The following is a 13,772-nucleotide window of genomic DNA, read 5'->3' on the forward strand; positions in this document are numbered from 1 at the left end:
AACGATAAGAAGGAAACATCATGGCTCTCTCCTGGGACGATGAACCGGCCGCTGCGCCGGCTCTGGCCGCCGCCACCAACCCCGAAGCCAACGCGGCCGACGTCGCCAAGCGCGTGAACGCGGACGACAAGCGCATCATCAACGCCAAGACCGACGTCAACCAACTGGTGCCGTTCAAGTACAAGTGGGCGTGGGACAAATACCTGGCCGGCTGCGCCAACCACTGGATGCCGCAGGAAGTGAACATGCAGCGCGACATCGAGCTGTGGAAGAACCCGAACGGCCTGACCGAGGACGAGCGCCGCATCGTCAAGCGCAACCTGGGCTTCTTCGTCACAGCCGACTCGCTGGCCGCCAACAACATCGTGCTGGGCACCTACCGCCACATCACGGCGCCGGAATGCCGCCAGTACCTGCTGCGCCAGGCGTTCGAGGAAGCCATCCACACCCACGCCTACCAGTACATCGTGGAATCGCTGGGCCTGGACGAGAAGGAAATCTTCAACGCCTACAACGAGATCCCGTCGATCCGCGACAAGGACCAGTTCCTGATCCCGTTCATCGAAGTCATCAACGATCCGACGTTCCACACCGGCACGCTGGAAAACGACCAGAAGCTGCTGCGTTCGATCATCGTGTTCGCCTGCCTGATGGAAGGCCTGTTCTTCTACGTCGGCTTCACGCAGATCCTGGCGCTGGGCCGCCAGAACAAGATGACGGGCGCCGCCGAGCAGTACCAGTACATCCTGCGCGACGAGTCGATGCACTGCAATTTCGGCATCGACCTGATCAACACGATCAAGATGGAAAACCCGCAGCTTTGGACGCCGGAATTCCGCGAAGAGATCAAGACGCTGTTCCTGCAGGCCGTCGACCTGGAATACCGCTACGCCGAAGACACGATGCCGCGCGGCGTGCTGGGCCTGAACGCAGCCATGTTCAAGGGCTACCTGCGCTTCATCGCCAACCGCCGCGCCGTGCAGATCGGCCTCGACGCGCTGTTCCCGAACGAGGAAAACCCGTTCCCGTGGATGAGCGAGATGATCGACCTGAAGAAGGAGCGTAACTTCTTCGAGACGCGCGTGACCGAGTATCAGACCGGCGGTGCGTTGAACTGGGATTGATCCCGGATCGCCCGGCTGTCCGCTCACGCACGACGAAGCCCGCCATCTGGCGGGCTTTTTTTATTTTCCCGATAACTTCGATATCCGAATCGGATTACGGTGAGTCGATTTGAATCGCGCAGTGAGAATATTCACGCATTCCGGCTTTTTTCTTTTTCCGAATAATCGCGAATTATTTCATTTTTCTGGCAAGGTTTTTATTATCTATTGTCGTGAAAGTAAATGTATGTGCATTAATGCAATAGGAGGGGTGATCTAAATTCGGCAGGAAAATCAAGGGCTTGGCCGGCGTGGTAAATATCTTCAAAATGTCAATCGTGCGCGTGGACAGCGTTTGATATTTAGAAATAATATATCGGGTTGTATTGGACTGAACCATTAAATACCCCCACCAAATCGATTGCGCCCGGCAAGGAAGTTTGAATGAACCTCAAGGATCTGACAGAAGCATTCGCTGGCTTGTCCGAAGCGAAGCGCCCCATCCGTTTGCGGCTGTCACAAGAGCAGCACGTACTCGACGATGTGTTGCTGGTCAAACGCGTGACCGGCAGCGAGACGTTGTGCGGCGGACTGGAATACCGGTTGTTGTGCGTCTCGACGGAGGCTCATTTTCCGCTGAAGGAATTCATCACCCTGCCGGTCGAGCTCCAGTTCGTGACGGATCGCGGCGACCTGCGCGCCGTCTGCGGCATCGTGGCGCAGGCGGCGGCCGGCCAGGGCGATGGCGGCCTGGCGACGTATGAACTCGTGGTGCGCGATGCCCTCGCATTGATGGAACACCGCACCAATACCCGCATCTTCCGTAACAAGAACGAACTCGACATCACCGAAGTCATCCTGGACGAATGGCGCCAGAATAATCCGGTGCTGGCCAAGGCGTTCGATGTGGACTGGTCGCATATCGCCGGCACGTATCCGGCCCGTGAATTCACGATGCAGCACAACGAGTCCGACGCCGACTTTTTGCGGCGCCTGTGGAAACGGCGCGGCATCGCATGGTTCATCCGTCCCGGCCGGGCCAGCCAAGCGCACGATCAGGATACGCCGGCCCATGCCCTCGTGTTGACCGACGACGCCTTCACGCTGCCGCAAAATGCCGCCGGCACGGTGCGCTATCACCGCGACGACGGCACGGAGCAAAGCGATACCGTGATCGCCTGGAGTGCCGTACGCACGCTCAGGCCGGGCAACGTTTCACGCCAGAGTTGGGATTATCTGCAATCCCGTCCGATGACGAGCAATACATCGTCCCGCATCGACCAGGGAGCGACCGGGAACCAGTTCGCGGCCAGCCTCGACGACTACCTGATCGACATGCCGCATGCGGGCGAGGACGGCGACGATTACCGCAAGCTCGGCGAATTGCGCATGAAGCGCCACGAATACGAATCCAAATGCTTTTATGGCGAGGGAAGCGTGCGCGCCTTGTGTGTCGGGGAATGGGTCGCCTTGACGGGCCATCCGGACATCGACACGCACCCCGAGAACGAGCGGGAATTCATCGTGACGCGGCTGGAAGTCGATGCGGAAAACAATCTGCCCAAGACCGTCGACGACCAGGCGCAACGCCTGTTCGCGCTGAACCGCTGGGATGACGCTTTATTCGATAACGCGCTGCGTCAAGCCAGCGGGGAACGGGGTGTGCGTTACACGAATCGCTTTTCGTGCGTACGGCGCGGCATTCCCATCGTGCCGGCTTTCGATCCGCGCACCGACTTGCCGAGGCCACGGCTGCAAAGCGCGCGCGTGGTCGGGCCGGCGGGCGAGGAAGTGCATTGCGACGAACATGGCCGGGTCAAGGTGCGCTTTCCCGGCACCCGATCGGACGACCACGGCCATGCGCAGGATGCCGGTGCCAGCGACAGCGATCGGGATTCCGCCTGGGTCCGCGTCGCCAGCACGTGGGCCAGCAATCAATGGGGCACGATCACGCTGCCCCGCGTGGGCGACGAAGTCATCGTCGATTTCCTGGGCGGCGACCCGGACAAGCCGATCATCGTCGCGCAGGTATATGGCGGCACGGCGCCGCCGCCGTCGTTCACCCACACCGGCACACTGCCCGGTAATAAATACCTCGCCGGCATTAAGAGCAAGGAAGTGCAGGGCACCCGCTACAACCAGCTGCGGCTGGACGACACGCCGGGCGAAATCAATGCGCAGCTGTCTTCCGAACATGGCCATAGCGAACTGAATCTGGGCTGGCTCACGCATCCCCGCAGCGAGGGCAAGGGCGAGGCGCGCGGTGAAGGGGCCGAATTGCGCAGCGACCATGCCGTCGCCGTGCGCGGCGCGAAGGGCGTCCTGATCAGTGCCGACGCGCGCACGCAAGCCGGCGGCAAGCAACTGGATCGCGCCGAACTGACCGGCCTGATCGAGGTGTTGCAAGGCGTCCAGCGGCAGTTGTCCGAATTGTCGACGACGCACCACGCGGACGATACCGACGACCAGGAACTGAAGCAATTGCTCGGTTACTTGAAGCAATGGGAGGCCGGCAGCAACACGGCCAGCGGCGGTGCGAGCGGGGGCGGGCAACCCGTCGTCGCGCTGTCCGCGCCGGCCGGGATGGCCCTGGCGAGCCAGAACAATATCGCGCTCGGCGCGCAGACGCATGTCGACGTGGTCAGCGTCGGCAATACCCAGTTCTCTGTCGGCAAACGGCTGCTCGCGCGCGTGTCGGAAAGCATCAGCCTGTTTGCACACCGCCTGGGCATCAAGCTGATCGCCGCCACCGGCAAGCTCGAATTGCAGACCCACGGCGACGACATCGACGTGACGTCGGCCAAGCGCATCGTGCTGACGGCCGCCGACGAGATCGTGCTGCAGGCCCCCAAGGTGCGCTTCGTCACGCAGGGTGCGCAGGTGGATATCGGCGGCGGCGCCATCACGCAGCAGAGCAGCGGGGCGCATACGATCAAGTCGTCGACGTTTGCGCACGTGGGGCCGGGTGGCGGAACGCCGCAGGGTGTGGAGCTTCCGACCAGCACATTGAAAACGGACGAGAAATTCGTGCTCGCCCGCCGCGGCAGCGGCCGTCCGCACGCCAACCAGCGTTACCGGATCGAGCTGGACGATGGCCGCACCATCGAAGGTGTGACCAACCATCAAGGTCATACCGAACTGACGCAAGACATGGCGCTCAAGATCGCGCGCCTGACCCTTTTGAAAGCGTAACGAAAGCGTAAAGCATGAGCGATTCCGATACCGATACCGCTACCCGCCTGGTCGGCACTGGCTGGGATGAACATGGCAACGATACGGCGCAGTCCGTCCTGACCGGCACCAATTTGAAAGTCCGGGCGTTGTGCCTGACGACGCCTGATCTTGTCGTGCCTGTGCTGTTCGTGCCAGGCATCATGGGCACGCGCCTCAAGGTCAAAAAAAGAGATGCCTCGGCTTGGTATCCGCCGGAAAATACGTGGGAAGGCATTGTTACGATACTTAAACATCTCAACAAGTCTGCCGCCGACCGGCAAAAAATGCTCGATCCGGACAATACCGAAATCGATGATAACGGTCCTGCGCACCCCGACGAGTCCAGCAAGGCTCTGCTGGCGATCGCGCCGGGTGCCACCGACGCCGAGCGCGCCAAATGGCGGGGTTGGGGACAGCTATATGGTGTCAGTTATGCCGAGATTCTTTCCTTGCTCGAGAAGAGCCTGGCGCTTATCTTCGACCCGGCCAGCCAAGGAAAAAAACTCACCGCGACCTGGAAAACATTGGTCATGGACCAGCAGGATGCCGCCAAGCTCGGCGCGCAGAAACCGTTCGCGCCATTGGAGGAAGCCCATCTGCGCGATGCTGCCGATGTGCTTTATCCTGTGCATGGCGTCGGATACAACTGGCTGCGCAGTAACAAGGAATCCGGAGAGCGGCTGGCTCAGGAAATCGAGCGCATTACCGCTCATTACCGCAGCAAGGGAAAAACTTGCGAAAAAGTCGTTATCGTCACGCACAGCATGGGCGGCCTCGTCGCGCGGGCTTGTACGCAAGTCCCAGGCGCGACGGATCGCATTCTCGGCATCGTGCACGGTGTCATGCCGGCGATCGGCGCCCCCGCGACCTATAAACGTATCCGGGCTGGCTTCGAAAAGATCGAGCAAATTCTCTTGGGGCGGAACGCCGCGGAATGTACGGCGGTCATGGCCAATGCCCCAGGGCCATTGGAGTTGTTACCCACTTCTCAGTATAAAGCGCAATCCGATAAAGGAGCGCGGCACTGGCTGCGTGCAAGCTATACAAGCGTAAATATGCAAGGAATGGAGGAAGAAGTCGACGCCCTACTTGGCGACGGCGATCCTTATGCAAATGTTTATCTGAATAATAGTGAAAGCTGGTGGAGATTGGTGAAGGAAGACCTGATCGATCCGGCCGGTAAAGAGGAGCGAGAAAAATCTAGACAGCAAGGAAGGAAGGTCGTCGGCGAAAATTCTGATAAACCTGACTTTCTAAGATTCCAGCGTAATATGGATGCTGCGTTTAAGCTCCACAATCTAATTGAAGATAAATATCATCCGAATACTTACGCATATTACGGTGCTGATCCTGCACAATTGGCATGGAACGAAGTTCATTGGAAGGGCGGTAAAATGATTGATGGCGATCTCAAGCTCGGACTGCTGACAGAAGATGATTTAAACGGAATGGTGCAACTATCCTTTGGGACAAGTAAAAACAGTTTTGAAATCCAGAAGCCGAAAGGCCCGGGCGACGGTACTGTGCCTGCGGAGTCCGGTGCTGCTCCTACTCCGCATGTAGTGCAGATCTTTCGACACGAGGGCAAAAGTAAAGGCCATGAGAGCTACGATCATCAAAGCTCTTACAAAGCGAAGATAGCGCAAGCGGTGACACTGTATTCTATCGTCAAGATTGTGGCTGACTCCACTTGGCTGAAAGAAAATTTGCCTAAATTATGAAAATTTGCTCATACTTAATTGTTTTCATTGCGTTTTTTTACGCGACGGCCAATATTTGCTCGGCTGCATCCAATCAATCTGAGTCATCGATCATGGCAAATAACAGTTCAAACACGAAATCTTCCTTAACTACATCTACGTTTTGTATGGGACGCTTCCTGATCGACGTGCCTGTAGGTTCTAAAGTTACAGGGGGAAATTACAAATACGATTTCATTGATATTGAATCGATAAAAGTAATGAGTCTTGAGGATTTTGATAAAGAAATAGCGGAGCGTGAAACTGCCCTCAAATCAGCCACAAATGAACGCACTAAACAAAGCATGTTGCTCCAGTCTGCCCAGTCAGAGAGAAATATGAAGATATTGGCTTCGTGGAAAGACGACTTCAGTACGGCGCTTATCAATATCGATGGTTATCGTTGGATCGACGGCAGCCAATTTCTATTTCGAGTGGATGTTGGTAATGGCAAACAAGCGTCTGGAATGAATCGGATGCGGGAGGCGCTCTCTTATCTGCGCACTCGCACTGGGACTGAAATTCCGGCTGGGCCAGGTTATTGCTTCGCGGGAGGTTTTATCGCGAACCCAGAATGGGAAAATGAAGAAGCCGGGGTGGATTTTCGTATTGCAGACCATCCTGACACAATCGTGTCCGTCTGGTTTTATCCTCTTTCCATCTACAAGCACGACAAGCCATTGCTTGAACGTATGGGGGGCATGACACAACTCCTCGGAAATTTAGCCACCTCCGTGCACGTGCTCCGTAAAGGTGATCGGCAGGTTGGGCCGTATAAGGGACAGGAGCATTTGGCGTCTGCTCCCAGTAGTGGCGGCATGCGCGGACATGCATTTGTCTGGGAAACGCAGGGCGATGGTACCCTGGATACCCCTGCCATTAAGATCGAATTATCGACGGGCAATCAGGATCTCAAGGGTAACCCACAAAAAACCAGTCTCACGGATGAGCAGGCAATGAAACTGTGGGACGACATCCTCAACAGCTTCCGCTTGCGTCCTACCGGAACCCCGGTAAAGACGAGTGACGTCGGCCCTGAACCACACGTCCCGCTTGGCGAACTCGCCGCAACCGGGCGCGCATGTCCGCAGACAGGCTGGTGGCAAGCCAGTGAAGCTGGCGAGATCGAAGGCGGCGCGCGTCAGTATTTCAAGGAAGGCGAAACGATGCCGCAGGTGACCACGCTGGGCGAATCGTCCTTGTGGCAAAAATTCAAGGGCGCGCGACCGTCTTATCGTACGGCGACGGTGTGGAAACTGGTCGATTACGATGCGGCACCCGCTCACGCGGCCGAGGAGAACCACACGCAGACGATCGCAAAAGCTGCACCCGACGACGCATCGTCGAGCCACGACAAAGGCTGAACGATGCGCAATGTGATTCGTCTTGGAGACCCGACGTCACACGGTGGCAAGGTCGTGAGCGTAAGCGCCCAACAATTTACGGTCGACGGCATCCCCGTCGCCCGCGTTGGGGATGTGTGCATCTGTCCCATCTCGGGTCACACCGTCTGCACGATTGCCGAAGGCGATCCGCACCATGTGATCGACGGCGTCGCGGTCGCCTACGAAGGGCATAAAACGACGTGTGGCGCGTCGCTGATTGCCACGACAGGTAATTTCAGCGGGCAATAACCCGATCTCGTCTCATCCGATGACCTCACCACCAGCATCATGACGTTTTATAGATCGCTCTCTTCCGCTCTCGTGGCAGCTGTCTGCGCGGCGCTCGGGGCCTGCACGGCGCTACCCAACAATGCATCGCGTAACGCCAATGGCGCGCCTTCCTCGACCATATCCACGTTTTGCATGGGACGCTTCCTGATCGACGTGCCTGCCGGGTCCACCCTTAGTGGTGGAAACTACAAGTATGACTTCATCCGTATTGAACCGGTCAAGGCCATGACAAAGGAAGAGTTTGGAGCGGAAGTGGATGGGTTTGAATCGAAGCTCCGATCTGCTGTCAACGAGAAGACCGAGCAAAGCATGTTGCTTAAGTCTGTGCAGCCGGAGAACCGTACCAGGATATTTGCGGCTTGGAGTGCGAACTTTAGTATCTATCAGATTAGTATCTTTGGCTATCGTTGGATCAATGGAAGCCGGTTCCTGTTTCAAAAGGAGGTTGCTGGCGACAAGCAGGAGCAAGGTATATTGCGGATGCAAGAAGCGCTCTCTCGCCTAAGCTCCCCTGCCGATACCGACATTTCCGCTGACCCCGGCTACTGCTTCGCAGGCGGTTTTATCGCCAACCCGCACTGGCGTAACGAAGAGACCAGCCTGGACATCGACATCGCCGGTCACCCCGACGTATTCTTGTCGGTCTGGATCTATCCGCTCGCCAGTAGCAAGCACGACAGACCTCTATTAGAACGGATGGGCGGCATGGTGCAGTTCCTTGGCAACCTCGTCACGTCGGTCCGCGTGCTGCGCAAGGGCGACCGGCAGGTCGGACCATATCCGGGCCAGGAACACCTGGCGTCCGCACCCGGCAGCAACGGCATGCGCGGCCACGCGTTCGTGTGGGAGACGCAGGGCGACGGTACGCTGGACACGCCCGCCATCAAGATCGAACTGACGACCGGCTACCGCGACGGCAAGGGCAATCAACAGAAAACGAGCCTCACTGATAAAGAGGCGATGAAGCTGTGGGACGACGTCCTCGGCAGCTTCCGCTTGCGTCCCGTGCGCGATCCGGCCCCGACGGCGCAGTGAGGACGGTGGCGGTGTCGTTGCCGATCCCTCAGCCCGCCGCCATCCGCAGCCGGAAGAACGCATTCACCGTCAGGCGCCCCGTGAGCGGGTCGTTCACCATCAGTTCGGGGGCGTCGATGTGCCCCGAGTGGAACACTTCGCCGCAGTAGAAGATCGCCCGGTTGTAACGCGGCGCGATCGTCAGCACCTTGTCGAAGTGCGGGCTCGATGCGATCGCGAAGGTCGGCGGCACATCCGGCGGCGCGGCTTCGCCGGCCTGCTCGCGGCGCTGCAGATCGTCCAGCAGGGCCTTGATCTCGTGCTCCGGCATCCTGGGCTTGAAGAAGCTGGTGCCGCCGAAGCGCTCGTCCTTGAACAGATACAGCACCATGGCGCCCGCCCCCTGGCCCGGGGGCAGGCCGGTGAAGTCGCGGTGCGGCAGGCGCTGGCCCGGCAGCAGTTCCTCGGGGCGGCGGGTCACCAGCGACAGGCGGCTCTTCACGTCGAGTATCCGGCGCGCCTTCAGCGGCGCGCGCGCGTGCTGCAGAAAGCTGTCATGGATGCGCGCCGCAAAGGTGCCGGAGATCGGCAGTTCGGGGCCCGGATAGTAGTTGCCTGACACATCCTGAAAATGCGCGTGGTTGCGCGCCGCGTAGTCGACCAGCGCTTCCGGCTCCAGCATGAAGTCGTCGATGATGACGCATTGGTGCCCGTCGAAGATCGGCACCACGCTGACGTGCGGGTGCGGATTGAGCAGGGGAAGCGTGGCAGCGGCGTCGCTGTGCGGCATGATGGCTCCAGACGTGGCGGGGTGCCCATGGTACAACGCCATGCTATGCTGCCGCCACTTCGTCACCGCGATCTCCGCAGTCCGTCATGCTCACCAGCCCGTTCCTCGACCACCCCGCCATCGTGCACGGCTTCGGCACGCGGCACGACGACATGGCCGCGCTGCTGCCCGACTACTGGCCGCGCCGCCCCGTCCAGCATGAGCGCCACGGCACGCGTATCGCGGTCGTCACGCAAGCGAACGAGGATTGCGGCGAAGCCGACGGCATGCTCACCGACCGCCCCGGACTGCTGCTGGCGATCGCCACCGCCGACTGCGTCCCGGTGCTGCTCGCGCGCCGGGACGGGCGCGAAGTGGCCGCGCTGCACGTCGGCTGGCGCGGCGCGCTGGCCGGCATCGTCGATGCGTTCGCGGCGCTTGTGCGTGCGCGTGGCGGCGATCCGGCCGAGTGGATCGCGGCCGCCGGACCGGCGGCGCATGCCTGCTGCTACGAAGTGGGGCAGGAGGTGATCGACGGTTTCGTCGCGCGCTGGGACCTCGCGCCCGGCTTCGTCGCACCGCGGCCGCGCCGGCTCGACCTGCCCGCGATCGTGCGCCACCAGCTGCAACGGGCCGGCCTGGGAAGCGTGGCGGCGCGTGCCGAATGCACGATGTGCCACGCGTGCGCCGATGGCCGCTGGACCTTCCACAGCTACCGCCGCGACCGCGAGACGCGCACGCCCGTGGTCGACGTGCACTGGTCCGCGATCGCCATCGCGCACCGTTAAGACCGCGAAGACCGCGCGCGCGGACCTGCGTCCGTGCCTTCGACGGCAAGCCAGATGCCGTCTTGCGTGGCGCAACGCACGCATTCGTCACGATTTTGCGTGTGCGTCGCGCCACTCGGTGAAGTCTGAGGCTATCATGCGTTCAATTCCAACTTGTCGTTGTCGCCACGCGAACCGAACGTCATGATCCGAGTTCTCTTCATCCACCAGAATCTGCCGGGCCAGTTCCGCCGGCTGATGCGGTATCTGCAGACGCGGCCCGACTACGAAGTCGTCGCGATCGGCGAAGAGACTGCGGTGCGGCGCGAGCCGGGAGGGCCGAAGCTGCGCGTGATCGGCTATGCGAAGCCGGACGGTCCGGGCGACAAGACCCATCACTACCTGCGCCATTTCGAGGGCTGCGTGCGTCGCGGCCAGGCCGTCGCGCGCGTCTGCGTGGGGTTGAAGCAGGAGGGCTTCGTGCCCGACGTCGTCGTGTGCCACCCGGGCTGGGGCGAGGCGCTGTTCGTCAAGGACGTGTTTCCGCGCGCGCGCCTCGTCGTGTTCTGCGAGTTCTGGTGGGCCGCGGATGGACTGGACGTCGGTTTCGATCCCGAGTATCCGGTGAGCCTCGACGACCGCCTGCGCATCCGCATCAAGAACTCCGTGCTGATGCAGTCGCTGCTGGCGGCCGACGACGGCGTGGCACCCACGCGCTGGCAGCGCGGCGTGCATCCGGCCGAATTGCGCGGCAAGATCCGCGAGGTTCACGAAGGCATCGACACGCAGCAGCTCGCCCCCGATCCGCACGCGCGCTTTGTGCTGCCCGGCGGCGCCGTGCTCACGCGCGCGCAGCCGGTGCTGACCTTCGTCGCGCGCAACCTCGAGCCTTACCGCGGCTTCCACGTCTTCATGCGCAGCCTGCCGCGCCTGCTGGCCGGAAACCCGGAGCTGCAGATCGTCGTCATCGGCGGCGATGGCGTCAGCTACGGCCGTCGTCCGCCGCAAGGTCACGCGAGCTACCGCGCGGCGCTCAAGGCCGAGCTGGACGAGCGCTTTGATGCCGTCGACTGGTCGCGCGTGCACTTCCTCGGCAAGGTGCCGTATGCCGCCTACCGCAGCGCGCTGCAGGTGGCGAGCCTGCATCTCTATTTGACGTATCCGTTCGTGCTGTCCTGGTCGATGCTGGAGGCGATGGCCGTCGGCGTGCCGGTGCTGGGTTCGGATACCGCGCCGGTGCGGGAAGTGATCCGCGACGGCGAGAACGGCTTCCTCACGCCGTTCTTCGACGTCGCGCTGCTCGCCGACCGCGCGCTTGACCTCATCGCGCGCCGGCACGAGATCGCGCAGGTCGGCGTGGCCGGCCGCGCGACCGTGCTCGCCCGCTACGATTTCGAAACGGTCGGCCTGCCGGTCTACCTCGACCTGCTCAAGCCCCTGGACGAACGCGTGGACGAACGCGCGGACGCTGATGCGCAGGAGGTCGCATGACGGACCGCGTCGCCATTCACTACGCGCCGGACGGCTACTCGACCGCGGGCCCGCGCCTGATGGGACGGCAGGCCGCAGGCGCCGGCCTGCTGCGCGCCATCGCGGGCGCGCCCGGCCTGGACACGGTCGGCTGCTTCACCGGCGGCCAGGCCCACGCGGCCGAGGGCGAGCGCCTGCTGCGCGACTACGGTTATGGCGGCAAGGTCGAGTGGATTGCCCAGGGCCGCCCGCAGGATCTGGAGCGCTACGGCACGCTGTACCACCCCGCGCCCGGCATCGAGCGCCTCGCGTGGCGCCGCCTGGGGATCGGCGCGCGCCGCTACAGCCTGTGCGGCATCACGCACGCGACGGCCAGCCACGCCGTGATGTCCGGCCTCGCGAACCTGCTCGTGGCGCCCGTGCGCAGCTGGGACGCGGTGATCTGCACGTCGCGCGTCGTGCGCGACAGCGTGCGCCGCGTGCTGGAGCGCCAGGCCGAGTACCTCGGCGCGCGTCTTGGCGCACAGCGCTTCGAACTGCCGCAGCTGCCCCTGATCCCGCTCGGCGTGCACGCTGCCGACTTCGGCATCGATGCCGCCCATCGCGCCGCCGTGCGCCGGCGCCTGGGCATCGATGGCGACGACGTTGCCTTCCTGTTCTTCGGCCGCCTGTCGTTCCACGCGAAGGCCCATCCGCAGCAGATGTTCCTGGCGCTCGAGCGGGCGGCGCAAACGGGCCGGCGCGTGCACCTCGTGCTGTGCGGCTGGCTCGCCAATGCGGCCATCGACCAGGCCTTCCACGAGGCGGCCGCGCAGCTGTGCCCATCGGTGTGCCTGGCCGTGCTGGATGGCCGCGTGGCGTCGAACCAGCTTGACGCCTGGGCCGCCGCCGACGTCTTCATCTCGCTTGCGGACAACGTGCAGGAGACCTTCGGCCTGACGCCACTGGAAGCGATGGCGGCCGGCTTGCCGTGCATCGTCAGCGACTGGAACGGCTACCGCGACACGGTGCGCGACGGCGTGGACGGCTACCGCATCCCGACCGTGATGCCCGGTGCGGGCGCCGGAATTGATCTCGCGCAGCGTTACGACGATGGCGTGGACAGCTATGACGCGTATTGCGGTCATACGAGTCAGGCGGTGGCCATGGACGGCGCGGCGCTCAGGCAGGCGTGCGTGCGCCTTGCCGGCGATGCCGACCTGCGGCGCCGGCTGGGCGAGAATGCGCGCCAGCGGGTGCGCGAGGAATTCGATTGGCCCGTCGTGTTCGGGCGTTACCGCGCGTTGTGGCGCGAGCTCGACGAACGGCGCCGCGCCGATGCGCTACCGGGTCCGGCGTTGCCGGCGGTGGTGCCGGACCGGCTCGATCCGTTCGAACTGTTCGCGACGTATCCGAGCATGCAGATCACGCCGGCGGCGATGGTCGAACTCGCGCCGGACGCATCGCTCGCGCTGCTGCGCCAGTATCGCGAGCTCGCGATCAACCGCTTCGCGCACGCGTCGCTGCCGACGCTGGAAGAGTTCGGACAGATCTTCGGATCGATCGAATCGCGTCCGATGCAGGTCGACGAGCTGCTCGACGCACTCGGACCGTGCGACCGGGCGACTTTGCTGCGCGGACTCGCGTGGCTGTGCAAGATGGACTTGCTGCGCATCGGCGCGGCGGAGGATTGAATTCGGCATAAAGCCTTTATATAAAGGCGTTATGCGAAATGGCAGTAAGGTAATGCGCATCGATTTGCGCGCTTGTTTTTGGAGACCGAGCAGAACGAGGAAGGAATCAAGTGTTATCGCAGCGATCGTTTCGGTTGATGTAATCGCTGGTTCGCCTGTGAAAGACATGAAAAATACTGTGTGCGGGTTGCGCACTGACAAGGTTTTCGTGTACTTTACGTGATTGAATTTGTCAAAACGTGAAGACGTCAATTTTTGGAGCGTCGAACGTGAAACAAACCGATCAAAAAAGGGACGCTGATTCACTCAGTATGCACGTAAGCTTAGCGAAAAGAACAAGCCGCATTG

General features: G+C 61.6%; 10 protein-coding genes. 9 read left to right on the forward strand and 1 reads right to left on the reverse strand.

From position 1 onward, the window contains the following. Positions 1–20: 20 nt before the first annotated feature. The 6 genes from U9J41_RS13960 (at position 21) to U9J41_RS13985 (ending at position 8,766) form a co-directional block, all read left to right on the forward strand. On the forward strand, positions 21–1,124 hold the full coding sequence (locus U9J41_RS13960) for a ribonucleotide-diphosphate reductase subunit beta (protein ID WP_322402804.1): 1,104 nt from the start codon (positions 21–23) through the stop codon (positions 1,122–1,124). 423 nt (positions 1,125–1,547) lie between these two features. Beyond that, the gene (locus tag U9J41_RS13965; protein ID WP_322402805.1) at positions 1,548–4,295 is read left to right on the forward strand and encodes a type VI secretion system Vgr family protein; all 2,748 of its coding nucleotides are present in this window, start codon (positions 1,548–1,550) and stop codon (positions 4,293–4,295) included. 14 nt (positions 4,296–4,309) lie between these two features. Further along, positions 4,310–6,037 (forward strand): esterase/lipase family protein, encoded by a 1,728-nt coding sequence (locus U9J41_RS13970; protein WP_322402806.1) that lies wholly within the window; start codon positions 4,310–4,312, stop codon positions 6,035–6,037. Continuing rightward, positions 6,034–7,419: a T6SS immunity protein Tli4 family protein gene (locus U9J41_RS13975; RefSeq protein ID WP_322402807.1), complete on the forward strand. Its 1,386-nt coding sequence runs from the start codon at positions 6,034–6,036 to the stop codon at positions 7,417–7,419. The genes U9J41_RS13970 and U9J41_RS13975 overlap by 4 nt, the downstream gene beginning before the upstream one ends. A 3-nt stretch (positions 7,420–7,422) precedes the next feature. After that, the gene (locus U9J41_RS13980) at positions 7,423–7,689 is read left to right on the forward strand and encodes a PAAR domain-containing protein (RefSeq protein WP_322402808.1); all 267 of its coding nucleotides are present in this window, start codon (positions 7,423–7,425) and stop codon (positions 7,687–7,689) included. A 174-nt stretch (positions 7,690–7,863) separates the two neighbouring features. Beyond that, positions 7,864–8,766 (forward strand): T6SS immunity protein Tli4 family protein, encoded by a 903-nt coding sequence (locus U9J41_RS13985; RefSeq protein ID WP_322402809.1) that lies wholly within the window; start codon positions 7,864–7,866, stop codon positions 8,764–8,766. A 28-nt stretch (positions 8,767–8,794) separates the two neighbouring features. Here the strand turns inward: U9J41_RS13985 and U9J41_RS13990 are convergent, their stop codons facing one another. Beyond that, complete coding sequence (locus U9J41_RS13990; protein WP_322402810.1) at positions 8,795–9,535, reverse strand: DUF6445 family protein; 741 nt, start codon at positions 9,533–9,535, stop codon at positions 8,795–8,797. Between the two features lie 86 nt (positions 9,536–9,621). Between U9J41_RS13990 and U9J41_RS13995 the strand changes: the two genes are divergently transcribed. The 3 genes from U9J41_RS13995 to U9J41_RS14005 all read left to right on the forward strand — a co-directional run bounded on the left by U9J41_RS13995 (position 9,622) and on the right by U9J41_RS14005 (position 13,424). Further along, on the forward strand, positions 9,622–10,302 hold the full coding sequence (locus U9J41_RS13995) for a purine nucleoside phosphorylase YfiH/LACC1 family protein (RefSeq protein ID WP_322402811.1): 681 nt from the start codon (positions 9,622–9,624) through the stop codon (positions 10,300–10,302). Between the two features lie 183 nt (positions 10,303–10,485). After that, positions 10,486–11,772 (forward strand): glycosyltransferase family 4 protein, encoded by a 1,287-nt coding sequence (locus U9J41_RS14000; RefSeq protein WP_322402812.1) that lies wholly within the window; start codon positions 10,486–10,488, stop codon positions 11,770–11,772. Beyond that, positions 11,769–13,424: a glycosyltransferase family 4 protein gene (locus tag U9J41_RS14005; protein ID WP_322402813.1), complete on the forward strand. Its 1,656-nt coding sequence runs from the start codon at positions 11,769–11,771 to the stop codon at positions 13,422–13,424. Before U9J41_RS14000 ends, U9J41_RS14005 begins: the two co-directional genes overlap by 4 nt. Positions 13,425–13,772: the final 348 nt, after the last annotated feature.

It is taken from the genome of Massilia luteola, assembly GCF_034420155.1.
GTDB lineage: Bacteria > Pseudomonadota > Gammaproteobacteria > Burkholderiales > Burkholderiaceae_D > Telluria > Telluria luteola.